Raw genomic sequence first — 24,757 nt, 5'->3', positions numbered from 1 at the left:
TCCACCAACCACCCACAGTCAAACGACCGCAGCAACGCGTCGCCATCAACCTGCACCACCAACCCACCGCATAACACAACAAAATCGGGAACTGACTCACCACAGCTTGACACTCACCGGTCAGCGTCGGCGGGAGCGCTGTCAACGCTGAGGTGAGCGCTGTCAGCGTCGGCGAGAGCGCCGTCGACGGGCAAGAGCGCTGTCAACGCGCACGTGAGCGCTGTCAAGCTGAACTGCGAATATCCCGCGTGTCCCGCGGTGTGCGCGTGTCGCGGTGGTCTACCCTGGCTCCAATGCCCGCACTCGTGGTCAACCAGAGGAGGAGCAGATGCGCGAGCTCCGAGTGGTCGGCGTCGGCGCCGACGGCTCCCAGGTCATCTGCCAGGATGCCGAGTCGGGTGAGAAGTTCACGATTGCCGCGGATGAACGGCTGCGAGCCGCCGCACGTGGCGACCTCTCCCGGCTCGGTCAGATAGAGATCGAGATGACCAGCACGTTGCGTCCTCGCGAGATCCAATCACGGATCCGCGCCGGCGCAACCGTCGCCGAGGTCGCCGCGATCGCCGGGGTCGGCGTCGACAAGATCGAGCGCTTCGCCCATCCCGTGCTGCTCGAACGTTCCCGTGCCGCCGAACTCGCCGGGCAATCTCACCCGATCCGCCACGACGGTCCGGCCGCGGCCACGCTCGGCGAGGTCGTCGCCGAATCGTTGGTCGCGTTCGCACAGAATCCGCACGAGGTCTCCTGGGACGCCTGGAAGGGTGAGGACGGCTACTGGGCGGTGCAGGTGTCCTGGCATGTCGGGCACTCCGAGCACCGCGCGCACTGGCGCTACCTGCCCGGTTCGCACGGCGGTACCGCCGAACCCCTCGACGACCTCGCCGAGGAACTCACCCATCCCGAACTCATCGAACCGCGTCGCCGACTCACCCCGGTGGCCGCACCGCCGATCGCGCCCACCGTCGACTTCGACGACACCGGGCGTGAGCAGGTCACCTTCGACGCCGACTCCCTCATCGGCGAGCAGACCACCCGGCGTGATCCGCAACGTGCACCGTTCGACCAATTCGGCACCTACGCACTCGACTTCGAGGCGTCGGGTCACGAGGCCAGGACGGGTGACTCCACGCGCCCCGAGGTGTCGCGCGAACCGGAGATCGTCGAGGCCGAGGTCGTCGAGATCGATCACACCGAAATCGACCGCGCCGAGACCGACGAGACGGCCACCGGCACCACCGAACCCGCCGACACCGCGATCAACCACGCCGGGCCCAACCACACCGGCGCCCACGAGGCACCCGAACCGGAACCTGCGCCACCGGCCCCCACCCCGGTGGATGCGCCGCGGCGCCGTAAGTCGCGGAAACCAGCGGTACCCGCCTGGGAGGACGTCCTCCTCGGCGTCCGAAGCCATCCGAACAACTAGAGGGGGACGATGTCGGCGCGCGCTGTCACACTGTGGTTCATCGACACCGACGATCCGGCCGCGATGATCCGCGCCGGCCTCGTCAACGACGTCACCGCGGCGGGGCGCCTGGCAACGGCCCTCTATGGCGATGCGACGCTGCTCCCGGTGATCGACACGGATCTGGCTTCGGCGATGACGGCCGACGACTCACACGTCTACGTCGGCCACTACGGCCCGCTGAGCGTGATCTCCTGCTCACTGTTCGCCACCGAACGGCCGGACGATCTCACCCGCACCATCGTCGGTATCCAGCCGAGCGCGGCCGCGGTCCTGCTCTACACCGACCCGGAAACCGGTACCGGGACGTTCGCGCGGTGGGAGAACGGGACCTTGAAGCGGTCGTTCTCGGCGACCCCGGTCGATCTCTTCGACGATCAGGGCCTGCCGGAGCCGTTCGAGCGACCCTTCTGGGCCGGTGAGCGCCCACTCCGCTACGCCGAGGGCACCGCACCCGATCCCCTCGCGCTGCCGTTCCATCCGCAGCAGATGGCCGAGGACGCCAATCGCGCCTGGCTCGGATTCCGGTTCACCCGTCCGTTGGCGCCGACCGACGCCGATCCGTCCCTGATCCCGGTGACCGGTTTCGCGATCCACCCGGCCGATTACCAACCGACGCCCGACGATCTGGCGCGCTATCACTCGGCATCGGCACGTACCGAGCCGACCACCGAACCCGGACCGGCCGACATCGATCCCGACACCGGGTTGCCGGTGGAGCCGCGTCGTCGTGGTCGACTGGCCCGCTACTTCGGTTTCGGGAAGGACTGACGGCCCGGCTGCTCAGCGTCCCAGCGCGAACAGCGCCACCGCCGAGCCGATCCCGGCCAGCAGACCGGTCAGCGATCCCCAGACGATCCAGCGCCACACCGGGCGGAAGCGGAAGTCCCACAGTGTCCAGCCGATCGCCGGACCGACGATGAACACCGCGACCAATCCTGCCCATCGGGCGAACGATCCGATCAGGGCGTAGAGCCCCAGCATCAGCATCGCCCCGAATGCGACACCGAACGCACTGACGATCAGCCCCAGCACCCACGGCGTCGGCTCGGTGTGCCGCCAGCCCTCCAGATCGGCGCCGGAACTCGACCCGGCCACGACCCGCTCGGGTTCGCGGGCGTAGATGGTCCATGCGGGTGGCTCGGGTTCGCTCACGCGTCCATCGTGCCCGATCGGGCCCGTTCATAGAAGGCGATGGCCGCGGCCGTGGCCACGTTCAGCGAGTCGGTTCCGCGGCTCATCGGGATCCGGGCGGTGCGGGTCGTGGCCTGCATCGTCGCCGCGCTCAGCCCGGGTCCCTCCGCACCGACCAGGAACGCCACCCGCGGTGCGTCGACGGCCTCGGCGAGCGGGACGGCCGCCGCATCGGGGGTCAGGGCGACGGTGGTGAAGCCGCGATCGTGGACGATGTCGAGATCGGCAGGCCAGCCATCCACGTGGGCGAACGGAACCAGCAGGACATGTCCCATCGACACCCGCACGCTGCGCCGGTACAGCGGGTCGGCGCAGCCCGCACCGAACAGCACCGCGTCGACGCCGAGTCCGGCGGCGTTGCGGAAGATGGCACCGATGTTCTCGTGATCGTTGACGCCCTCGAGGATCACCACGGTCCGCGACGAGGCGAGGACCTCGTCGACGCCGAGTGCCGCGGGCCGGCGCGCCACGCCGAGCACACCGCGATTGAGGTGGAAGCCGACGATCTGCGCCATCACCTCCGCGCCGACGCGATAGAACGGGGCAGGTGCGTCCGGGTCGACGCGGATATGGCCGACCAGCTCGTCCAGACGCCTACCCACCCCGAGAAAGGCGTGCGGCGCGAACCGGGACGCGATCATCCGTTGCGCGACGAACACGCCCTCGGCGATCACCAGACCGCGGCCGCGGCCACCCCCGGGCATCGCGGGTAGGTCGGGACGGCGGTCGGCCGAACTGAGGTCGCGGAAATCGTCGACACGCGGATCGTCGGGATCCTCGATGTCGACGACACGCACCGGCAGCGGCCCATCGCCGGGTGCACGTACGGAGGTCACGGGTGCATCGGACACGGCAGTCCAGTCTGCCAAAACGCTTCGTCGGCGGGTTCATCGCCGATCGATGTGGGCCGATGTGCACCGCGGCGACCACGATGTGACACGGTGGATGGCGTGAGCAGCGCAGATACGACCATCGACGGACTGAGCTTGGCCCGGGCGACCGATGACGACTGGGACGACATCATCGACGCCGACGCCCGCGCATTCGCGATGCGCAATCCGCTCCCCGATGACGAGCGAAATGACTTGCGCGGCAAGGTCTCCGACGCCGACATCGTCGTCGTGCGCGACGATGACGCACCCGGGGAGCCACTGGTGGGTGTGTCGATGTTCTATCGGATGACCATGACGCTGCCCGGGGGCGCGCGGTCTGATGCGGCCGGTCTGTCGTGGGTGTCGGTGGCCGCGACGCATCGTCGACGCGGCATCCTGCGCCGGATGATCACCGAGCTGTTCACGCAGTGGCTCGACGAAGGGCAGGTCTTCGCCATCCTGACCGCCTCGGAGGGCACCATCTACGAACGCTACGGATTCGGTCCGGCGACCTTCGCCCACCGGATTCACGTCGGCGGGTCACCCCGGATGCGGGCGGCGGCACCGAAGTGCGCCGGCGTGCGATTCGCCCGCCCCGACGAGGTCGCCGCGGCGGTCGCCGACATCCACGACCGCTGGTGTGCCACCCGGCCGGGTGCCCTGGGCCGCACCGCACAGTGGTGGGCGCCGATCCTCGCCGATCGCGACTCCGAGCGGGCACCGGCGGCCAGCGGCCTGCACTATCTGCTCCACGAGGACGGGTATGCCAGCTACCGCATCCTCAAGGGTGTCGCCGACGGCGAGGTGCGCGCGGAGGTGTCGGAGGTCGTCGCGGTCACCGACGACGCCCACACCGAACTGTGGCGCGTGCTCATCTCCCTCGATCTGGTGCCGTCGCTGACCGCCGCGATCCCCACCGACGATCCGCTCCCGTACAAGCTGCTCGACCTGCGCTCAGCGGAGGTCACCGGGATCGCCGACACCATGTGGCTGCGTATCCTCGATGTCCCGGCGGCGCTGTCGGCACGTCGATATGCCGCCGATCTCGATGTCGTCATCGAGGTGACCGACGCGTTCGTCGACCGCGGCGGGGTGTTTGCCGTCAGTGTACGCAACGGTGCGGCCGCGGTGATCCACACCGACGAGAAACCGACTGTGCGACTGGACATCTCGGTGTTGTCGAGCATCTACCTGGGCGGGATCCCGGCCCGGGAATTCGCGGCCGCCGACCGCCTGTGGACCGATTCGCCGGAGACATTGACGGCCCTCGAGCAGGCCTTCGCCACGGGGCGGGCACCGTTCGCCGGTACCTTCTTCTGACGTCCGCCGGGAGGTCAGATGTCGTTGACGATGATCTTCTCCAGCACCGGGATCGCGGCACACAGGGTGGCGCGTTCGTCGTCGGAGAGTTCGTCGAGACGATCGTTGAGCCAGGCCTTGCGGGCGGCCACCTCGTCGGTGATGACCTTCTCGCCGGCCGGTGCGAGCGTGACGATCGCCTGCCGGCCGTCGGTCGGGTGGGCCTCGCGGCGCACCATCCCCAGGTCGGCAAGGGAGGCGATGACCCGGGTCATCGACGGGGGTTTGACGCGTTCGGCGGCCGCGAGTGCGCCCGGCGACATGGAGCCCTCCTGATAGAGGGTGTTGAGCGCCGACAGCTGGGTCAGCGACACGAGTTCGTGGTCGCGGCGCAGACGCAGCCGACGCGCCATTCGGACGATGGCCAGGGCCAGCGATCCGGCGAGACGTTCATCGCTCGGCAAAGTTGCTTCCACGGGCTGAATATTAGATTTTATTCAGCCTCCTCGCAGCTTCCTCGGCGGTATTGTCCATCGTCCGGACCACGCCGAATAGCGTCTCATACTTTCTGTGTGATCATCCGATCCAGTCGGAGATCGGTTGCCGGGCGAAATAGGCGACGAACACGATCGCGACGAGCCACATCAGCGGATGGATGGTCCGCGCCTTACCGGCCGCCGTGGCCATCACCACCCAGCTGATGAAGCCCACGCCGATGCCGTTGGCGATCGAGTAGGTGAACGGCATCGTCACGATGGTCAGGAAGGTCGGTAGGGCGATCGCGAAGTTGGTGAAGTCGATGCTGCGGACCTGCGCGATCATCAGACCACCGACGATGACGAGCGCCGGTGCGACGGCCTCGCTGGGGATCACCTCGTAGATCGGGGTGAGGAACATCGCGATCAGGAACAGCACGCCGGTGACGATGTTGGCCAGACCGGTGCGGGCGCCTTCGGCGATGCCGGAGGCGGACTCCACGAACACCGTGTTCGACGACGAGGAGGCGACACCGCCGGCGATCGCACCGGTGCCCTCGACGACGAGTGCCTTGCCGATGCCGGGCAGGTTGCCCTTCTCGTCGGCGAGGCCGGCTTCCTTGCCGAGTCCGGTCATGGTGCCCATCGCGTCGAAGAAGTTCGACAGGACCAGCGCGAAGACGAACACGCAGGCGGCGAGGACACCGATGCGGGTGAAGGCTCCGAACAGGTCGACGTCGCCGACGAGACCCAGATTCGGCAGGCCGCCGAAGGAGTCGGGGATGGCCGGTACCGACAGTCCCCAGCCGTCGGGGTTGGTCGCGCTCGAACCGAGGTCGAGGACCGATTCCAGGATGATCGACACGACGGCGGTGACGACGATGCCGATCAGCAGTCCGCCGGGTACGCGCCGCACCACCAGCACTCCCATGAGCAGGACACCGATGACGAAGATCAGGGTCGGCACGGTGGTGATCGAGTTGCCGAAGCCCAATTGGACCGGCACGGTGGTCCCGGCGGCGTCGGGGATGCGTTTGACGAAGCCCGCGTCGACGAATCCGACGAAGGCGATGAAGCAGCCGATGCCGGCGGCGATGGCCGCTTTCAGTTCCGCGGGAACGGCATTGAACACCGCGGTGCGGAATCCGGTGACGGCGAGCGCCACGATGATGATGCCGTCGATGACCACCAGACCCATCGCCTCGGGCCAGGTCATCTCCGGCGCGATGGTGACCGCGAGGAGGCTGTTGATGCCCAGTCCGGTGGCGATGGCGAACGGGTAGTTGGCGACGAGACCGAAGATGATCGACATGACGCCGGCGACGAGGGCGGTGACGGCGGCGACCTGCGCGAGCGGGAGCACGTTGCCGAGGATGTCGGCGTTGTGCGGCTCGCCGGGGATGCCACCGATGATGATCGGGTTGAGGATCACGATGTAGGCCATCGTGAAGAAGGTGACGAGGCCGCCACGCACCTCGCGGGTCATCGTCGACCCGCGTTCGCTGACCTTGAAGAAGCGGTCGATGACGTTGGGCGGCGGGTTCAGCGCGGGCGACCCCGATTCGCCGTGTGGCGTCGCGGGCTCGTTCGGTTCCGGCTCGTTCGGTTCCGACTTGCTCAGCTCCGGCGGATTCGGCTCACTCGACGATTCGGTGGACACACCCGAAAGTTACCCTGAGCACATGTCCGATGCAGCCGACGTTCCCGAACTGCCCCGATCGTTGCGGGCGCCCGAACCGGTGATCGCGGTCGGGATGACCGCGTGGCTGATCGCCGCGATCGTCGTCGGGATCACCGGGTGGGGCGGTGGGCGCACCCTCGCCGTCTGCCTGGTGGGTCTGGGTGTGGGCGTGCTCGGGACGTCGATCTTCCTGATCCAGCGCGCCGCGTCCCGTCGTGGGGATCGCACGGCGCAGCGCGGGCTGGACTGAATTCTCGAGCGGACCCAGCGGCGATCAGCGGCCGCAGATCGCCCATCCGTGCGGTGCGACCGATCCGGGTGTGTCGCGGGTGGCGTCGTCGGAGTCGAGCAGGGCGGCGGAGTCGATGCCGACGGGTTGGTCGCCGAGGTTGAGGGTGAACTCCAGACGCTGCCCGTCGGCGGTCACCGCCCAGGTGGCGTGCTCGTTGGCCAGTGCGATCTGTTCGGTGACGGCCCGGTGTAGCCACGGGTAGCGTCGACGAAACCCGATGAGCCGCTGGTGAAGTCGGTAGATCCGTTCGTTTGGGTACTCGAGTTCGCCGGGGGTCGCCGGGAAGGGCGGCCGGATCGCGTCGTCGCCGCCGACCCGTTCGTCCTTGACGCCGGTGAAACCGTATTCGTCACCCGCGTAGACCGACGGTGTCCCACCGAGGAGCGCGAGCAGAACGATCGCATGGTCGAGGTGGCTTGCATCGGTGATCTGGCTGGCGATGCGGGTGACGTCGTGATTGCCGATGAAGGTGGCCGGGACGAAGGCCTCCAGCATCTCGCTGTGGCGGGTCATGGCCCAGGCGAGTTCGAAGAGGTTGCGGTCGTTGATCGCCGACCAGATCGCCTTCCACAGTTCGTACTGGGTGACGGTGTCGGCGGAGCTGTCGGCGACGAACCCGGCGTAGTCGCCATGGATGACCTCGGCCTCGAACCAGACGTCGGGGTGCGAGGTGCGTACCTCGGGAAGCACCCGTGCCCAGAACCGGGTCGGTACCGCGTAGGCGGCGTCCAGGCGCCAGGCGTCGGCGCCGCGGTCGAGCCAGTGCCGCATGACGTCGACGATGAAGCGGCGGACCTCGTCGTCGTCGTGATTGAGGGTGACGAGGATGTCGTGGCCCTCGAAGGGCACGAATCGCCGGTCGTCGCCGCTACCGGTGGTGCGCAGGTGCCGCGCGGCGTCACTGCCGGGTCCGTCCCGCAGTGCCGCCGCGGCGAGCGGGTGGCTTCGCCCGACGTGGTTGAACACGCCGTCGAGTTGGATCTTCAGTCCACGACCGTGGGCCTCGGCGACGAGGCGGTCGAAGTCGTCGTCGGTGCCCAGCCGCGGGTCGATCCGGAAGTGGTCGACGGTGTCGTACCCGTGTGTCTCTGAGGCGAAGATCGGGCCCAATGCGATTCCGGAACAACCCAATTCGATGGCGTGGTCGAGCCATCCGAGGATCCGCAGCAGTCGGTGCTCGTCGTGATCGTGGGGATCGGGATGGGCGCCGGTGAACCCCAGCGGATAGATCTGCCACCAGATGACGTGCTGCACCCAGTCCGGTTCTGCTCGTTGAGCCATGGTGGTCACGCTATCGCGCAACAGGGGTTTCGCGGGCCGCCGCGCCCATCACACGGCCCGCCGCGATCAGCGGTTCATCGGAACGCAGCGTCCGCGCGAGGACGAAGGCACCCTCGAGCGCCGAGATCACCGCGAAGGCCAGGTCGCGGGCATCGGCGTCGGCGAGACCCCGCAATGCGAACAGCGCCGACGTCCCGTCGACCCAGGAGCCGAAAACCTCGGCCGCGACCTCGCGCAACGCGGGCTCGGAGTCCGCGGTCTCCCCCGCGACCGGGGTCATCGCGATTCGAGAGTTCGCGTACCGCAAGACCTTCCAGGGCGAAGAACCCAGTCCTCCGGGCACCAACACGGATACCGCGCGTTCAGGAATTCGTCTCCCACGGGTTGATACACGCAACGCCCAACGGCTCGAAGTGCCTGGTATTGCGCGTCGCCACGGTCATCCCGGTCGCCTGCGCAACAGCAGCGATGAGCGCGTCGTCAAACGGCGCATGCTCGGGCACCCGGTAAGTGGCCAGCACCCGAGCAGCAGACAGATCGAACGGCAGCACACGGTCGGCGAAGGCGGGCAAGACCCGCTCCTCAAACCAGCGGCGCAGGATCACTCCCTGAACCCGGTCGGTTCGCTCTCTGGCGACCACACCTCGCTCGATCTCGGCAATGGTCATGGCCGTCACGAACTGATCCGCGATGGAAATCGACGCCGCCCAGGTCTCGACCGACCGGTTGCGCCCCCGCACTCGCAGCGCTGACACCACATTGGTGTCCAGGACATACCTCACAACTCAGGGGTCCGGCCGGTCACACCGAGACGTTCGGGCTCGAACTCGATGTCGGCCCCCTCATCGACGCTCAGCAGATCGACGAGCGTGGCCGGCTCCCGCTCGAGTGCCTCGCCGAGGATCTCGCGAGCCTCGGCCTCGACCGACCGGTGATGCCGCTCGGCGCGTGCCCGCAGGGCAGCCTTGGTTCCCGCGGGAAGGTTGCGGATCAGGATCTGTTCCACATTCATCACCTCCGATATCATCGTAACGATATCACGGCAGGTGCACGGATTACGGCGGCGCAGCAGCACTTCTCCTGATTCGGGTTGGTTCTTTTTTCTTCTCCAGGCCCTCGATGTGACCCTTGACACGCCTCACGGAGTGAATGTACGTTCATTCACCATGAAGTACTGATCACCGCCCGGCGATCAGGGACCGAACACAGGGAGCACCGAGATGAACTACGAAGACATCGACTACACCGTCGAGGGACCGACCGCGATCATCACGATGAACCGGCCGCAGCGCTACAACGCCTTCCGCGCCAAGACCGTCGAGGAGATGATCAACGCCTTCCGTCGCGCCTGGGCCGACAAGAACGTCCAAGCGGTGATCCTCACCGGCGCCGGCGAGAAGGCCTTCTGCACCGGCGGCGACGTCAAGCAGCGCGCCGAGACCGGTGACTACGGACCGTCCGAGAGCGGCATGTTCGAGATCGGCAACCTGCACAAGACCATCCGCGACATCCCCAAGCCGGTCATCGCCGCGGTCAACGGCCTGGCCATCGGCGGCGGCCACGTACTGCACGTGCTGTGCGACCTGACCATCGCCGCCGACACCGCCCGCTTCGGCCAGTCCGGTCCCAAGGTCGGCTCCTACGACGCCGGATTCGGCTCGGCCTTCCTCGCCCGCATCGTCGGCGAGAAGCGGGCCCGCGAGATCTGGTACCTGTGCCGCCAGTACGACGCCGAGACCGCCGAGCGTTGGGGCCTGGTCAACTGGGTCGTCCCCGCCGCCGACCTGCTCGACGAGGCCAAGAAGGTCGCCGCCGAGATCGCCGAGAAGAGCCCCACCGCCATCCGCTTCCTCAAGCAGAGCTTCAACGCCGACACCGACCACCAGGCCGGCCTGTCCAACCTCGCGATGAGCTCGCTGGATCTGTTCACCCACTCCCCCGAGGGCCTCGAAGGCGCCGCCGCATTCGCCGAGAAGCGGATGCCCGAATTCAACAAGTACGTCGGCGCCTGAGCCCCGATCTCACCTCACCACACCGGAGAAACATGAGCAGCAACAACATCGCCGTCGTCACCGGAGCCGCATCCGGCATCGGCAAGGCCATCGCCCTCGCGTTCGCCGAACAGGGCACTACGGTCATCGCCGCCGACCTCAACCTGGACGCCGCCAAGCAGACCGCCGCCGAGAACACCAACATCGTCCCGATGAGCGTCGATGTCTCCGACCGCACCCAGGTCGACGCCCTGCGTGACGCCGTCAACGCCGAGGTGGGTGTGCCCAACATCCTGGTCAACGCCGCCGGCTGGGACCGCACCGACCAGTTCCTCAACGCCACACCGGAATTCGCCGAAAAGGTCGTCGCCATCAACTACCTCGGCCCGGTGCACATGGCCAGCGCCTTCCTGCCCGGCATGGTCGAGGCATCCAAGGTCGAGGACTGGCAAGGTGGCCGCGTGATCAACCTGGCCTCCGACGCCGGACGCGTCGGCAGCTCGGGTGAGTCGATCTACGCCGGCGCCAAGGGCGGCGTCATCGCACTGTCGAAGTCCCTCGCGCGTGAGATGGCCCGCTACCAGATCACCGTCAACGCGGTCTGCCCCGGCCCCACCGACACCCCGCTGTTCCAGGCGCAGGACGAGAAGCTCAAGGCCGCTCTCGTCAAGGCGATCCCGTTCCGCCGCCTCGCCCGCCCCGACGAGGTCGCCGCACCCGTTCTGTTCTTCGCCTCCCCCGCAGCGTCGTTCATCACCGGACAGGTGATCAGCGTCAGCGGCGGACTCACCATGGCCGGCTAGGCCAACGGTCAACCGAGAGATCACTGGAGATCCGTCATGAGTTACGTCTACGACGCACACGCCTACCGCTCGTTCTTCGAGAATGAGTTCACCTATCTGAACGGCTTCCGCCGCAACGTCTCCCGCTACGCGAACGCGATCGCGATGATCGACCCGGTGACCGAGACCACCTGGACCTACGCGCAACTCGGCGCCGACGTCGACACGGTGGCGGCGGGACTGGCCGCGGTAGGCGTGAACACCGGTGACGTCGTCGCCTACCAACTGCTCAACGGCCCGGAGTTCGCGCAACTCTACCTCGCCACCCAGGTCGCCGGCGCGGTCGGATCTCCGGTGAACTTCCGGCTCGCCGCCGGCGAGACCGCCGTCATCCTCGACGTCAGCCGCCCCAAGGTGTACATCTACGACACCGACTACACCACCATGGTGACCGAGGCGATCGCACTGGCCGACCACACACCGGAGATCCTGGTGGGCGTCGGCACCGGGTCACTGGTGGACGGACCCGTCTCCATCCGCTTCGATGACCTACCCTCGGATTCGGCTGTGCCGCACTCGGACAGAGGCGTCTTCGACGAGACCACGCGGCTCTACACCTCGGGCACCACCGGCATGCCCAAGGCCGTGCCGATGAACAGCGCCATCGAGATCTTCTCCGCACACGACGTGATCATGGCCTTCCCGCTCTCGCCGGAGGACCGCACCCTCAACATGACCCCGTGGTTCCACCGCGGCGGACTGTATTGCGCCGGACCCAATCCCACCTTCTACCTGGGCTCCTCGCTGGTGCCGATGCGCGCCTTCGACCCCGAGGTGGTGCTCGACTGGGTGGAGAAGTACCAGCTGACCTTCCTTATCGGCGCCCCGACGAACCTCGCCATGCTCGCCACCGCGCAGCAGGCCAAGCCTCGCGACCTGTCGAGCCTGCGGGGTATCGTCACCATGGGCGCACCACTGGAACGTGAAGCCGCACTGCACTATCAGAACATCCTCACCCCGCGGATCTTCAACGGTTACGGTTCCACCGAGGGATTCTGGAACACCTTCCTGCGACCCACCGACCTGCCCGATCACGCCGGCACCGCCGGCCGCGCCTGCATCGACGACGATGTCCGGGTGGTCGTGGTGCACGACGACGGTCACCTCGCCGATCCCGACGAGATGGTCGCCCGCGACGGCTCCGAGGTGGGTGAGGTCATCATCCGCTCACCCAAGTGCGCTGCCGCCTATTACGATTCTCCCCTTCAGGAGAAGGCGAAGTACAACGGCAGCTGGCTGCATATCGGCGATCTGGCCACCTGGGATGCCGACGAATTCGTCACCATCGTCGGCCGCAAGGACGACATGCTGATCTCCGGCGGCGAGAACGTGCACCCGGTGCAGGTCGAGGAAGCCCTCAACGGCCACCCGCAGGTCGCCGATTCCCTCGTCGTCGGCGTCCCCGACGACCGGTGGGGCCGACTCGTCGTCGCCTATGTCGTGCCGGTCGAAGGCGCTCACCCCACACCCGAGGAACTCGACGCCTACTGCCGCACCCATCCGATGCTCTCGCAGTTCAAACGGCCCCGCGCCTACCGGATCATCGAATCCCTCCCCGTCTCGGCCACCGGAAAGAAGCTGCACTACAAGGCAACCGAATCCGCGGCCACCGAGATGGCCGCCGGACACTTCACCTCCCCCGACTCCGCACTCTCATCCTCGACAGGAGCCACCCGATGAGCGCCACCACCTCCGCACCCAAGTTCTCCGCGATCGATCCCCTCAACCTCGACCTCGGCTACTCCGACGACGAACTCGCGGTGCGTGATTCGGTCCGCGGCTTCCTCGCCGAACACGTCACCCCGCACATCGCCGACTGGTTCGAGGCCGGCGGCATCCCCGGCGCCCGTGACCTCTTCAAGGAGTTCGGCCAGCTCGGCGTCCTCGGCATGCACCTCGATGGATATGGTTGCGGCGGAGCATCATCGGTGCACTACGGTCTCGCCAGTCTCGAACTCGAGGCCTGCGACTCCGGTATCCGCTCGATGGTGTCGGTGCAGGGCTCGCTGGCGATGTTCTCCATCTACAACAACGGCAGTGAGGAACAGAAGAACCGGTGGCTGCCGTCGATGGCCGAGGGCACCACGATCGGATGCTTCGGCCTCACCGAACCCGATGCCGGTAGCGATCCCGCGGCGATGAAGACACGTGCGCGCCGCGACGGCGGCGACTGGATTCTCGACGGCCGGAAGATGTGGATCACCAACTCGCCCATCGCCGACGTCGCCGTCGTCTGGGCCAAGACCGATCTCGGCGACGGCGAGGTGGGCGTCCGCGGATTCATCGTGCCGACCGACACGCCGGGGGTCTCGACACCGGAGATCAAGCACAAGTTGTCCCTGCGAGCCTCGACCACCGGCGAAATCGTCCTGGACAATGTGCGCCTGCCCGCCGATGCACTGATGCCCGGCGACGACAACCTGCACAAGGGCAAGGGCATCAAGGCACCCCTGTCCAGCCTCACCGAAGCCCGCTACGGCATCATCTGGGGCTCCATCGGTGCGGCACGCACCGCATGGCAGGCAGCCGTCGACTACGCCGCGCAGCGAACGCAATTCGGCAAGCCCCTCGCCGGGTTCCAACTGACGCAGGCCAAGATCGCCGACATGGCACTGGAACTGCAGAAGGGCCAGTTGCTCGCCCTGCATCTCGGTCGTCTCAAGGATACCGTCGGCCTGCGCCCGGACCAGGTGAGCTTCGGCAAGCTGAACAACACCCGGGAAGCCATCAAGATCTGCCGCACGGCACGAACCATCTTGGGCGGCAACGGCATCTCGCTGGAGTACCCGGTGATCCGGCACATGGTGAACCTGGAATCGGTGCTCACCTACGAGGGCACCCCGGAAATGCATCAACTCGTCCTCGGCCAGGCCTTCACCGGCGAGAACGCCTTCCGCTGAGCCGGCGCCTACCCCCGCCGGTCGAGTAGCCCCGAGGAACAAGGGGCGTATCGAGACCCCCTATCCCAGGAGACCCACCATGACATCCCTCACCCACGACATCGAGCACAAGCACTTCCGCGAGACCGTCGCACGGTTCGTCGCCGAACAGATCACGCCGCACCACGAGGACTGGGAGTCCGCGGGCCTGTGGGATCGCAGCATGTTCACCGAGGCCGGCAAGAACGGCCTGCTCGGATTCCCGGTGGCCGAAGAGTTCGGCGGACCCGGCGTCGACGACTTCCGATACAACGCCATCGTCATCGAGGAAACCGCTAAAACCGGTGCCGCAGCGGAAGCCATCTCCTTCTCGCTGCAGAACGACGTGGTGCTGCCGTACCTGGTGGAGATGACCACCGACGAGCAGAAGGCGCGGTGGCTGCCCGGCGTCGTGTCGGGCGAGACGGTGCTGGGCATCGCGATGACCGAACCCGGCACCGGCAGCGATCTCACCGGCATCCGCACCTCCGCGGTCCGCGACGGTGACGACTACGTCGTCACCGGGTCGAAGACCTTCATCTCCAACGGCCGCAACGGCGATCTGTTCGTGGTGGCCACCCGCACCAGTCCGGACAAGCACAAGGGGCTCACCCTGCTCGTCGTCGAGGCCGACACGCCGGGCTTCGAACGCGGCCGCAACCTCGACAAGATCGGTCTGCACGCGCAGGACACCAGCGAGTTGAGCTTCACCGACATGCGTGTGCCGGTGGCCAATCGGCTCGGCGAGGAGGGGCAGGGCTTTTACCAACTCGTGCACAATCTTCCGCAGGAGCGGTTGAGTCTGGCCATCGGTGCGGTCGCGGCCGCCGAAGGTGTCTTCGCCCGGACGATGGACTATGTCAAGGAGCGCACCGCCTTCGGTTCGCCGATCAGTTCCTTCCAGAACACCCAGTTCGTGCTCGCCGAGATCGCGACCGAACTCGACATCGCCCGAACATTTCTCGACGACTGCATCGCCGAGCACGTGAAGGGTGAGCTGACCGCCGCACGGGCGGCGAAACTGAAGTGGTGGGCCACCGAACTGCAGTTCCGCACCGCCAACCGCTGCCTCCAGTTGCACGGCGGCTACGGCTACATGCGCGAATACGCAGTGTCCCAAGCGTTCATCGACGCCCGCATCCAGACGATCTACGGTGGCACCACCGAGATCATGAAGACGATCATCGCCAAGGACCTCGGCATCTGAGGCGTTCGTCGTCGTCGCATACACTGTGAACGGCGATTCACCGGCCCAACCAGCAGAGGAGACACGGATGGCCAAGACAGCCGCGGCCCGATCGGTGGCCGACACCGCGGTCGAGGATGCGGTGCGGGCGGTCCGGGTGTCCTCACGTCAGCGGCAACTTCTCGACGCCGCGGTGGCGGTCATGGAGCGCACCGGCTTTCACCAGATGTCGATGCAGGCCCTCGCCGAGGAGGCGGGCGTCAGCGTCGGACTGTTCTACAAGTACTTCGGCGGCAAGGAGGACATCCTGCTCGCCGCGATCGTCGACATCCTGGAGAAGTTCCGGGACCGGCTGCAACCGGCGATGGACGTCGCCGGTGACGATCCGGTGCGTCAACTCATCGCGGGCTTCCGGCAGTACCTGCAGATCGTCGATGAGAATCGCGACGCCGTCGTCCTGACCTACCGCGAGAGCCGGACCCTCGATGCCGACGGCCGCGAGGCGATCAAACAACTCGAGGTCGAGACATCGGCTCCGATGCGGGGCGCCATCGAGGCCGGCGTCGCGGCCGGACTCATCCGTGCCGACGTCGACGCCGACCTCGTGGTCTTCGATCTGATGATGCTGGCCCACGGCTGGGCGCTCAAACACTGGCATTTCGCGCCGCACCTGACGATCGATGCGTACACCGAAAGCCAACTGCGCCTGGTGCTTCCGTCGCTCGTCGTCCCCGAGCGGGTGGCCGACTACCAGCCGTAGCCGAGTCGGCCGGGAGTTCTCAGGCCGTCTGGCCGGCAGATTCGAGTTGGAGGACGTGGCGCAGCCCACCCGAGAGCACCGGCTTGGCGAACGGTGCGCCCCAACGCCAGGGCAGGAAGCCGATCCACTTCGGCGAGCCGCCGACCTCCCACCGGACCGTCAGCGTCCCCGCCCGCGGACCGTCGACGATGGTGAACCGCTCGGCCGCGTCACGTACCGCCAGCGGAATCGAGACACCCGAACCCACGAGGGACAGCCGTTCGCCCGCAACGGATTCGACGACGCGCAGCTCGGCCGACACGAAGGTGCCCGACGCGGTGCACCAATCCCCGACCGACACCCCGGCACCGCCGGCGTTCCACACGGGGCCGGTGAACAGCGGCAGCGCCGACAGGTAGGGGCTTTCGGTCAGTCGCTGCCAGACCTCGGGCCGCGACAGCGCGGTGGTCACCTCGACCGAGGTACCGAAGCTCGCCCTCGTGCCGAAGTAGGAATCGAGTTCGGCCACCGGCACATCCCGCAGTTTCGCCCGATCGGGACGCTTCGCCAACGCGCGCGCCACGAGGAGCCCGAGGACTCCGAGGATGCCGATGGCGAGAACCGCCCCGACCACGATTCCCGCCACCGTCACACCATCCACTTCGACCCTCCCGGGAAGTCATCCGTGTATCAAATATGAAATTTGACGGTAGCGGGGTGAGCTCTGTCACGCAACCCTGTGAGGCTGACCGCTCTCCGGGAGATGCTCAGCGGTAGCGCGTGGAACCGTCGGCGGACGCCGTCGTCGACACGAGCTTGGCGAAGCAGTGATCCCCGTCGAAGCCCTGCGCCGAACACCAGGCGTTGGCCTGATCCGGTCCGGGGAACGTCAGCGCGGCCACCGTCACCCACCACCCCGGCTGACTGAACACGCTCCACTCGGTCGAATAGAGCAGACGGACGTCGTTGAATCGGAGCCGCAGACCCAGGAATTCGTCCAGGATCGCCTGGTTGTCCCACGTCTTGCCGTCCGCGTACAGGCCCGGCCGTTTGGAACTGAGTTGCGCGACCCACCGATTGTTGAGGTTGGCGAGGATGAAGGCGCGGTCGGAGTCGGCCTGCGCCCGCAGCGCGTCGCCGGTGGTGGCGACGATGTCGGTGCCCGCGGGTACGGCCGGGCCGGTCGCGGTGATCGGGGGCGCCGTCGACCCCGACTGCGGTGCGGGGAGCTGGTTGGTGGTCTGCGCACCCGGGTCGCAGTCGACGGTGAACTGGCCGCTCGCGGTGCCATTAGCCTGACCGAGGGTGTCCGGCGTCCGATAGAACGACCCCGGCGGATAGGTCAGATCCAACGTGATGCTCGCGTCGTCGTCACTCGACGGGATGGCCGTCGGGGCGCGGGAGAAGTCGAACAACCCCGACGCCACCAGCTTTCCGGCGTCCGAGATCGAAATGCGGGTCGCTGCACCGGACATCACGTCTCCGTCGGGGCACGTCGCCACCACCTTCATCGTCGCCACCAGCCCGGCGGAGGTGGTCCGGAACTTCTCCGGCGTGAACGTCGGAGCCGAACTGCAGTGCGTCACCGAACCTTCCGGGGCCGGTGCCTGGGTTGTCGGCGCTCCGGGGACGGTGGCGTCGCCGCCGGTGGGCGCGAAGCCGGTGATGGTGGTGTCGGTCAGGGTCACCAGATTCTTGCCGACCGCGAACACCTGCGGTGCCGTATTCGACGTCGCGCCGAGCGCCGATGCCGGCAGGCTCCACGCGGACGACCCGTCCGTCAGATTCACTGCCTGGAGTCCGGACGCGGAATCGCCGGCGATGAGCCGGGCGCCGTCGGTGACGCCGGTGTTCTGGTAGCCCGATCCGGTGCCGAGATCGGCGGTCCAGATCTGGCGCCCGGTCGCGGTGTCGCTCGCGACGATCTGCTGCCCCACCCGCGTAAGGATCTCGCGGTTGTCCGCGACGATCACCTCGGCGGCGCTCAGGTCGTAGCTTTCCCCGGAAAGCGATGTGGCCCAGGAGCTCTGGGCCGTGCTCACCGAGGTCCACCTGCCGGCCACCAGCAGGTGATCTCGCTGCCCCGGAGTGGCCACCGTCGCGGCCGCCACCGCCCTTCCGGGGATCTCGACGACGGTGCCGTCGGGGCGCACCACCACGACCGGACCCGCCTGGAACGTCCCACCCGAGCCGGTCCCGGACACCGCCGCAATGGATCCGTCCGGGAGTGTTTCGAGGGTGGAGAATCCGGGTCGATTGAGTATCTCGCGGCCGTCGACGGCCGAGACCACCACCAGGGAGGTCTGCGCACTGGCCACCAGCGCGGGCGTCGCCGTGAACGACGAGGAGTCACCGCCGGGCGCGCCTTCCATCAGCGTGTATGCCTTGGTCCCCTCGGCCTGTCCCTGCCGGGAGATCTTGCTGATCCGCATGCTTCCACTCCCACCGAAGTCCCGGAGGTAGGCGGCGTCGCCGTTGAGGGCGATCTCGTACGCCGTGGAACTGGGACTGGGTGCGGTGGCGGTGACGCGTCCGGTCGCCGCGTCGAAGAAGGTCACCGTGCTCTCGTCGTAGCAGGCGATCTGGCCGTCGACGATCGCATCCGAGCATCCCTTGACGGCGCGGGCCGCGGTCCAGTGCTCGCCGGTGGCCGGGTTGATTCCCACCACCCGCCGGCCCTCGCTCGACGATCTCGACCCGGCCATCGTCACCAGGTGGGTGCCGTCGGTGACCGCGCCGACGGTGCCGTATGCGGACCGGCTCGGATCGACCGACAGGAACTGCTCACCACCCGCGTCGGAGGCATTGACCGTCCACGCCGCACTCGGCGCGCTGGGGTAGGCGCCGGTGAGTTGCCCCGGCAGCAGTGCCTGGCGTTCGGCGTCGTTGTCGTCGCCGGCCACCCAGCGGATGACGCCACCGACCACCAGACCGACCACGCACAGCAGGGCGACGCCGGCGATCGCCCACGGCCAGATTCGGCGACGCTGCGGCTGCTGGGGTGGCATCGGCTGGGATCCCGGCGGCTGTGGCGGGTACCCGTAGAACCCCATGCCGGTCTGCGGGTATTGGCCGGCTGGTGGGTATTGGCCGGGTTGCGGGTACTGATCCTGCGCCGGGAAGCCGCCCGTGGGGATCGGGCGCGCCATGGTCGGTTCGTAGTTGCCGACCGGGGGCGGTGGAGTCATCGGCTCCGGGGTCCCCTGCGACTGTGGCATCGGGGCCATGTTGGTGGGTGGCGCGGGTCGCGGGATGAATTCGGTCGAGTCGTTGCGCCCTGGCTCAGGGTGTCCTGACGGCCATTCCGAATCCGACATCGACCCAGTAAATCGCATCGTCGATGTCCGTGCCCATCGTCCGAGTGGATCAATCTGGGTGGTTCACATCCGGGAGGCCGACGGCCGCAACGTCACCCTGGTGGACAACCACACGCAGAGCAGTACCCACAGCGCGCCGCATGCCCATCCGGCGAGGATGTCGGTGGTCCAGTGGACACCGAGGTACACGCGTGTGATGCCGATGGCGACGGACAGGATCGGCGCCGCGAGCATGGCCCAGGGGTGTTCGCGGACCCACGGAATGGTCCGGTAAGCGACCACCGCGAGCAGGCAGTAGACGATCATCGACATCATCGCGTGGCCGGAGGGAAACGAGTAGCTCTCGATGTGCAGGAGACGGTCGTCGACGGGCGGGCGGGTCCGCGCGAAGAGATGTTTGAGCGCGCCCATCACCACCGATCCCATCAGCGCGCCGACGCTCAGCAGAACGGCCTCGGCGTAGTGACGGCGAAACGCGAGCAACGCCACCACGATGGCGGAGATGACGGTCATGGTGAGTGAGTTGCCGAGGAAGGTGATCGCGTGCGCGATCCCGATCCATGGTTGCGAGCGCCCCTGCACCATCCAGCCCGTCACGGTGTCATCGATCCGGAGTTCGCCGAAGGCCAGGGGTGCGGTCATGCCCTCACCGTAGGCGACTCACGCGGTGGCCAGTGACCGGCTGATCACCAGGCGCTGAATCTGGTTGGTGCCCTCGAAGATCTGGGTGATCTTCGCCTCCCGCATGTAGCGTTCCACCCGGAAGTCACGCGTGTAGCCGTTGCCGCCGAGCACCTGCACGGCGTCGGTGGTCACCTTCATCGCGGCATCGGTGGCGACGAGCTTCGCGGTGGCCGCGGCACGCGAATACGGTTGTCCGGCATCGCGCCGGCGCGCCGCGTCGAGGTAGGTGGCGCGTGCCGCGTCGACTGCGGCGGCCATGTCGGCCAACAGGAATCCCAGGCCCTGATGGTCGATGATCTTGCGGCCGAACGTGGTCCGCTCCTGCGCATACTCGACCGCGGCATCCAGCGCCGACTGCGCCAGCCCTGTCGCGCAGGCGGCGATACCGAGCCGGCCGGAATCGAGGGCGGAGAAGGCGATCGGCAGACCCTGACCTTCGGCCCCGAGCAGCCGGTCGGCGGGCACCAACGCGTCGTCGTAGGTCGCCGACGTCGTCGGCACGGCGTGCAGACCCATCTTCTCCTCGGGCCTGCCGAAGCTCAGCCCGTCGGTGTCGCGGGCGACCAGCAGACACGAGATGCCCTTGGACCCCTCACCGGTGCGGACGAAGACGTTGTACACGTCGGCGATTCCGCCGTGAGTGATCCACGATTTCGTGCCGGTCACCCGATAGCCACCATCGGCGGGTCGGGCCCGGCACACCAGTGCCGCGGCATCGGAGCCGGCCTGCGGCTCGCTGAGGCTGTAGGCACCGATCAGCTTGCCGTTCAACAGATCCGGCAGCCAGCGCTGCTTCTGTTCCTCGGTGCCGAAGGTGAACAGCGGATGCGCGGCGAGGCCGTGCACACTGACCGCCACGGCCACCGCCGCCCACCGGGCCGCGAGTTCCTCGAGCACCTGCAGGTAGACCTCATACGGTTGCCCACCGCCGTCCCACTCCACCGGATACGGCAACCCGAGCAGGCCCGCCTCCCCCAGCTCCGCGAACAGGCCGTCGGGGTAGGCCTCCCGCTTCTCGTGATCGTCGACGATCGGCGCCAGTCGCTTGTCGGCGATGTCGCGGGTCAGGGCGATCAGGTCGCGGGCATCGTCGTCCGGAAGCAGCCGGTCCACCGCCATGTCATCACCTCTCGGGCTCACAAATAGTACTCAGGTACGCCTGACAGTACTATTCTCGGACGAGAGGCATCAACCCCGTCGACGCAGAGGAGGCAGCATGCCCCGCCCCGCCACCGACTTCGCGACCCGGCGTCGCGGCGTCCTGTTCGACGCGCTCCTCGCCCTGGTGCTCGCGGAGGGTTTCGCGCATCTGTCGGTGGCCGATCTCGCCGCCCGTCTGACCTGTTCGAAGTCGACGCTCTACACCCTCGCCGACAGCAAGGAGCAGTTGGTCACCAAGACCGTGACCCATTTCTTCCGCACCGCAACCGATTCCGTCGAGGACAAGGTCGCGCAGGCGTCGTCCGCGCGCGACGCGGTGATCACCTACCTCATCGCGGTCGGCGAGGCGCTCACGCCGGCGTCGCCGAGGTTCATGGCCGATCTGCACGCCTTCGCCCCGACCCGCGAACTCTACGAACGCAACACCGCCGCCGCGGCGTCGCGGGTCCGGGCACTGATCGATGCCGGCGTCACCTCCGGCGAATTCCGGGATGTCAATGCCGCCTTCGCCGCCGACCTGGCGGCGTCGATGATGAGTCGCATCCAGCGCCGCGAGGTCGCGGCCACCACCGGACTCGACGACGCGCAGGCCTACCGGCAGCTGGCGGCCATTCTCACCACCGGCATCGACGCCCGCTGATCAGCGTCCGGCGTCGAGATGGGTGACACCCCGATCGTCGACCCACCAGCGCACCCGAATCGATCGATCGCGCCCGGTACCGTTGCGCGACAGCGTGATCCACAGCTCATCGTGTACCCGGACCTGTCCGAGGAGTGCGCGGCCGGTCTCCGCGGTGAACAGCACCGCCGCCGTCGACGACCCGGTGGCCGGTCGCCCCTCGTCGACGCGGGCGGAGAAGGCCTCCCCGACCGTGGGGAGGTCGAGGATGTCGGCCAGCAGGGAGGCACCGTCGGCGTCGGCCGGTCCGACGACGAGGTCGTCCGGGTCGATTGCCTGCGCCCACCACGGGGCATCGAGGATCGCCGATCCGGTCGCGGCACCTGATGCCGCCCGGACCCCCTCGGATTCGGCGATGTCGCGCCAGTCCACCGCACCGGCGCGGCAGGCGTCCACGACGGCGGCATACACCCCGCGGGCCACGCCGGGGCTGACCTGCCGCCGCGGATCGCCCACCCGGGTGATCAGCAGCGATGCCTCGTCGGAGGACGCGGGCGGCAGCGACGCCACCGCGGCGGCGAATTCGTCGGCGTGCGGGTGATCGAGCACATCCAGGACGCCGTCGAGGGATTCGTCCTCCGGGGCCCGGTACTCGCCGAGGAGCAGCCCGTCGACTTCGGCGAAGTTCCGGAGCCACCAGGCGGTGTAGCCGGCGCGGTTGTCGACGATCGCGGCGATCTCCGGATCGGTGGCGAGCAGCGTGAGGGCCGCCGGCCACCTCTCCGGATCCACGAGATCCAGATCCCGTACTGCACAGAGACTCTCGGGGATGTCGGCCAGAGACTCCCACCACTGTTCCTCATCGGGCAACTCGTGGTCGGGACCGGTCGGCAGGTCGTCGCGCACCACGGCGAACCCCCATCCGACGCCGAGCCGGCGCAGCGTCTCGACGCCGAAACGTCCGGCCACCTCGTCGGCGACGAGGGAGAACGGATGATCGTCGACCAGTACGGCCAACAGTGGGGAGTCGGCGAGCAGCATCTCGTCGGCGCTGCGGAACTCTCCCTCGCTGTCGTGCAACGGAATCCGGGACAACCACTCCGGGGTCGGGGCGTCCGGGTCGGCGGCGAGCAGGGCGAGCACCTCCTCGGCGAGACCGGTGACATCGTCGTCATCCTCGCCGGTGTCGGCGAGGTCGACGGCCGCCTCGACGAGGGCTCGCAGGGCCGGATCGGCGAGCGCCTCCGGGATCGAGAGCGGCTGCGCGCCCAACCGCATCAGGAGGGGGTGGTCGGCCTCGGGTGCGATGGTGTGGATCCAGCGCAGCGGGGTACTCACCGCGCCGACCGAGAACAGGCCCCGCACCCCGTAGTTCATCCGTCCATCGGTTCGCGGAACCGGCAGTGCGGCAAGCTCTTCGACGTCGATCGGGGTGGCCACCAACGGTGCGAGCGCCTCGTAGAGCCGTCCCCACCACCGCGGTTCACGCTCGACGCCGGCCAGTCGCTCCGCCAGACCGGCCAGACCCAGCCGCTGCACGCCGAGGGATTCGAGCAACGCAAGATGGTGCGCCAGAGACAGATCCGGGGATACGAGATCGGCGAATGCGTCACCCAGCAGTTCCGCGAGGGCATCGGTGAGGCCGATCAGCACCACGGCACGCGCAGGCACCAGCGATGACTCGTCGACGCCGGGTAGCCATGACGTCACGCGGAGTTCGTCGAGTACCGCCTCGATCAGTTGCGCGTCGACACGTCCGCGTGCGCGGTGCGCGGATGGCACCAGCGACAACCGTTCCGCGCCGGCGACCGTGCGCATCACATCGGTGTATCCGGCTGCGGCCGAGGATATGTCGGCATCCGGGTGGAGGTGCCGACGGTCCGGCGTGAGCGGCAGGCCGGCGATCAACCGGCACGGCAGCGACAACTCGATCTCGGTGGGTGTGGGTGCCCACAGCACGTCGCGGGAGATCGGCTCGACCGACTCCCCATCGGCGCGATGCGCAATGAGCCACCGCGACGGCGGGTGGGTGACCTCCGTCCAGACCTGGGGTGTCCGGGTCTGGACGCCGTCGGTCCGGGAGATCACCAGTCTGTGCACCGTCGCCCCGACTGCCGCATCGGTCCCCGGCACCACGGCGCGTTCGATCTCGACATCGTTGTCGGCCACCGTGATCCGATCCACACCGGCCAGTGCGAGCAGCAGCCCGGGCGCCTGATCCGCGGCAGAGTCGAGGAGTGCGCAGGTGTCGACGTCGGGTCGCGGATGCAGCACGACCTCGGTGTCGAAGGGTTCTGCCGGCGCGCGATCGGTGGGCCAGGCCAGGCGCAGGACCGGGACGGCGGCGGTCTCAATGCCCGCCGCTGCCGCGGCGCTCGCCGCACGTTCCCGGTCGAAGACGACAGATCCACTCCGCGAACGGATCTCGATCCGATCGGCGACGGTGGCGGTCGCGGTGAACCCGACACCGAACCGCCCGACCACATCGGGATCGTGGGCATCCCCCTTCGCCGACACCCGCAGCGCCAGCAACGACCGCACACCCGAATCCGTCAGCGGCGCACCGGTATTGGCCACGTGCAGGGCCCCGTCATCGTCGGCCCAGATGGCCACCCTGCCGGCCACGGCGCCGGCCCCGGCCGCGTCGGCGGCGTTGGCGATCAGTTCGACGAACAGCCGATCCCGGTATCCGACGGTGGCGAGATCGGCCTCGGCGGCGCGGTCCTCGGCCATCCGGGTC

The 24,757-nt window shown here is 67.9% G+C and carries 24 protein-coding genes; 11 read left to right on the top strand and 13 right to left on the bottom strand.

The window, feature by feature from the left end; translation table 11 throughout:
* Positions 1–328 precede the first annotated feature (328 nt).
* Positions 329–1,426 carry a septation protein SepH gene (gene sepH / locus ABLE94_RS11835; RefSeq protein WP_348808808.1) on the top strand — a complete coding sequence of 366 codons (1,098 nt, stop codon included), beginning with the start codon at positions 329–331 and terminating at the stop codon, positions 1,424–1,426.
* A 9-nt stretch (positions 1,427–1,435) separates the two neighbouring features.
* Complete coding sequence (locus ABLE94_RS11830) at positions 1,436–2,236, top strand: DUF6928 family protein (RefSeq protein ID WP_348804871.1); 801 nt, start codon at positions 1,436–1,438, stop codon at positions 2,234–2,236.
* Between the two features lie 12 nt (positions 2,237–2,248).
* On the opposite strand, the gene ABLE94_RS11825 is transcribed toward ABLE94_RS11830, so the two are convergent.
* Together ABLE94_RS11825 and ABLE94_RS11820 are read right to left on the bottom strand one after the other, a co-directional pair.
* Complete coding sequence (locus tag ABLE94_RS11825) at positions 2,249–2,620, bottom strand: DUF2537 domain-containing protein (protein WP_348804870.1); 372 nt, start codon at positions 2,618–2,620, stop codon at positions 2,249–2,251.
* Positions 2,617–3,456 carry a TrmH family RNA methyltransferase gene (locus ABLE94_RS11820; RefSeq protein WP_348808812.1) on the bottom strand — a complete coding sequence of 280 codons (840 nt, stop codon included), beginning with the start codon at positions 3,454–3,456 and terminating at the stop codon, positions 2,617–2,619. Before ABLE94_RS11820 ends, ABLE94_RS11825 begins: the two co-directional genes overlap by 4 nt.
* Before the next feature lie 153 nt (positions 3,457–3,609).
* On the opposite strand from ABLE94_RS11820, the gene ABLE94_RS11815 reads away from it, so the two are divergent.
* Entirely contained in the window at positions 3,610–4,851 is a 1,242-nt protein-coding gene (locus ABLE94_RS11815) for a GNAT family N-acetyltransferase (protein ID WP_348808807.1), read from the top strand.
* Positions 4,852–4,865: 14 nt separating this feature from the next.
* Here the strand turns inward: ABLE94_RS11815 and ABLE94_RS11810 are convergent, their stop codons facing one another.
* Positions 4,866–5,243 carry a MarR family transcriptional regulator gene (locus ABLE94_RS11810; RefSeq protein WP_348804891.1) on the bottom strand — a complete coding sequence of 126 codons (378 nt, stop codon included), beginning with the start codon at positions 5,241–5,243 and terminating at the stop codon, positions 4,866–4,868.
* Positions 5,244–5,406: 163 nt separating this feature from the next.
* Positions 5,407–6,792, bottom strand: a complete 1,386-nt coding sequence (locus ABLE94_RS11805) for an NCS2 family permease (protein ID WP_425476186.1) — start codon at positions 6,790–6,792, stop codon at positions 5,407–5,409.
* Between the two features lie 196 nt (positions 6,793–6,988).
* Here ABLE94_RS11805 and ABLE94_RS11800 point away from each other — a divergent pair, with 196 nt between their 5' ends.
* Positions 6,989–7,237: a DUF2530 domain-containing protein gene (locus ABLE94_RS11800; protein WP_348804867.1), complete on the top strand. Its 249-nt coding sequence runs from the start codon at positions 6,989–6,991 to the stop codon at positions 7,235–7,237.
* Between the two features lie 24 nt (positions 7,238–7,261).
* Here the strand turns inward: ABLE94_RS11800 and ABLE94_RS11795 are convergent, their stop codons facing one another.
* The 4 genes from ABLE94_RS11795 to ABLE94_RS11780 form a co-directional block, all read right to left on the bottom strand.
* Complete coding sequence (locus ABLE94_RS11795; RefSeq protein ID WP_348804866.1) at positions 7,262–8,560, bottom strand: alpha-amylase family protein; 1,299 nt, start codon at positions 8,558–8,560, stop codon at positions 7,262–7,264.
* Between the two features lie 10 nt (positions 8,561–8,570).
* A complete protein-coding gene (locus ABLE94_RS11790) occupies positions 8,571–8,840 on the bottom strand; it encodes an LmrA/YxaF family transcription factor (protein ID WP_425476183.1) in 270 nt (89 codons plus the stop codon).
* An 82-nt stretch (positions 8,841–8,922) separates the two neighbouring features.
* Positions 8,923–9,342 (bottom strand): type II toxin-antitoxin system VapC family toxin, encoded by a 420-nt coding sequence (locus tag ABLE94_RS11785; protein WP_348804865.1) that lies wholly within the window; start codon positions 9,340–9,342, stop codon positions 8,923–8,925.
* A complete protein-coding gene (locus ABLE94_RS11780) occupies positions 9,339–9,566 on the bottom strand; it encodes a FitA-like ribbon-helix-helix domain-containing protein (protein WP_348804864.1) in 228 nt (75 codons plus the stop codon). Before ABLE94_RS11780 ends, ABLE94_RS11785 begins: the two co-directional genes overlap by 4 nt.
* Positions 9,567–9,780: 214 nt before the next feature.
* On the opposite strand from ABLE94_RS11780, the gene ABLE94_RS11775 reads away from it, so the two are divergent.
* The 6 genes from ABLE94_RS11775 (at position 9,781) to ABLE94_RS11750 (ending at position 16,257) form a co-directional block, all read left to right on the top strand.
* Positions 9,781–10,572: an enoyl-CoA hydratase-related protein gene (locus tag ABLE94_RS11775; RefSeq protein ID WP_348804863.1), complete on the top strand. Its 792-nt coding sequence runs from the start codon at positions 9,781–9,783 to the stop codon at positions 10,570–10,572.
* 32 nt (positions 10,573–10,604) lie between these two features.
* Positions 10,605–11,354, top strand: a complete 750-nt coding sequence (locus tag ABLE94_RS11770; RefSeq protein ID WP_348808806.1) for an SDR family NAD(P)-dependent oxidoreductase — start codon at positions 10,605–10,607, stop codon at positions 11,352–11,354.
* 36 nt (positions 11,355–11,390) lie between these two features.
* Positions 11,391–13,073, top strand: coding sequence for a class I adenylate-forming enzyme family protein (locus ABLE94_RS11765; RefSeq protein WP_348808805.1), 1,683 nt, complete (start codon positions 11,391–11,393; stop codon positions 13,071–13,073).
* On the top strand, positions 13,070–14,293 hold the full coding sequence (locus ABLE94_RS11760; protein ID WP_348808804.1) for an acyl-CoA dehydrogenase family protein: 1,224 nt from the start codon (positions 13,070–13,072) through the stop codon (positions 14,291–14,293). The genes ABLE94_RS11765 and ABLE94_RS11760 overlap by 4 nt, the downstream gene beginning before the upstream one ends.
* Positions 14,294–14,372: 79 nt before the next feature.
* A complete protein-coding gene (locus ABLE94_RS11755) occupies positions 14,373–15,518 on the top strand; it encodes an acyl-CoA dehydrogenase family protein (RefSeq protein WP_348808803.1) in 1,146 nt (381 codons plus the stop codon).
* A gap of 67 nt (positions 15,519–15,585) precedes the next feature.
* Positions 15,586–16,257, top strand: a complete 672-nt coding sequence (locus ABLE94_RS11750) for a TetR/AcrR family transcriptional regulator (RefSeq protein ID WP_348804858.1) — start codon at positions 15,586–15,588, stop codon at positions 16,255–16,257.
* 19 nt (positions 16,258–16,276) lie between these two features.
* Here ABLE94_RS11750 and ABLE94_RS11745 read toward each other — a convergent pair whose 3' ends face one another.
* The 4 genes from ABLE94_RS11745 to ABLE94_RS11730 all read right to left on the bottom strand — a co-directional run bounded on the left by ABLE94_RS11745 (position 16,277) and on the right by ABLE94_RS11730 (position 21,356).
* Positions 16,277–16,882 (bottom strand): hypothetical protein, encoded by a 606-nt coding sequence (locus tag ABLE94_RS11745; protein WP_348804857.1) that lies wholly within the window; start codon positions 16,880–16,882, stop codon positions 16,277–16,279.
* Positions 16,883–17,003: 121 nt separating this feature from the next.
* Complete coding sequence (locus ABLE94_RS11740; protein ID WP_348808802.1) at positions 17,004–19,454, bottom strand: outer membrane protein assembly factor BamB family protein; 2,451 nt, start codon at positions 19,452–19,454, stop codon at positions 17,004–17,006.
* Between the two features lie 162 nt (positions 19,455–19,616).
* The gene (locus ABLE94_RS11735) at positions 19,617–20,195 is read right to left on the bottom strand and encodes a phosphatase PAP2 family protein (protein ID WP_348808801.1); all 579 of its coding nucleotides are present in this window, start codon (positions 20,193–20,195) and stop codon (positions 19,617–19,619) included.
* Positions 20,196–20,213: 18 nt separating this feature from the next.
* Positions 20,214–21,356: an acyl-CoA dehydrogenase family protein gene (locus ABLE94_RS11730; protein ID WP_348808800.1), complete on the bottom strand. Its 1,143-nt coding sequence runs from the start codon at positions 21,354–21,356 to the stop codon at positions 20,214–20,216.
* A gap of 97 nt (positions 21,357–21,453) precedes the next feature.
* Here ABLE94_RS11730 and ABLE94_RS11725 point away from each other — a divergent pair, with 97 nt between their 5' ends.
* A complete protein-coding gene (locus tag ABLE94_RS11725) occupies positions 21,454–22,038 on the top strand; it encodes a TetR/AcrR family transcriptional regulator (protein ID WP_348804853.1) in 585 nt (194 codons plus the stop codon).
* Here the strand turns inward: ABLE94_RS11725 and ABLE94_RS11720 are convergent, their stop codons facing one another.
* Complete coding sequence (locus ABLE94_RS11720) at positions 22,039–24,750, bottom strand: sacsin N-terminal ATP-binding-like domain-containing protein (protein WP_348808799.1); 2,712 nt, start codon at positions 24,748–24,750, stop codon at positions 22,039–22,041.
* Positions 24,751–24,757: the final 7 nt, after the last annotated feature.

This window comes from Gordonia sp. VNK1 (genome assembly GCF_040049135.1).
GTDB classification, from domain to species: domain Bacteria; phylum Actinomycetota; class Actinomycetes; order Mycobacteriales; family Mycobacteriaceae; genus Gordonia; species Gordonia oleivorans.
This window is presented reverse-complemented; position numbering and strand designations above follow the sequence as displayed.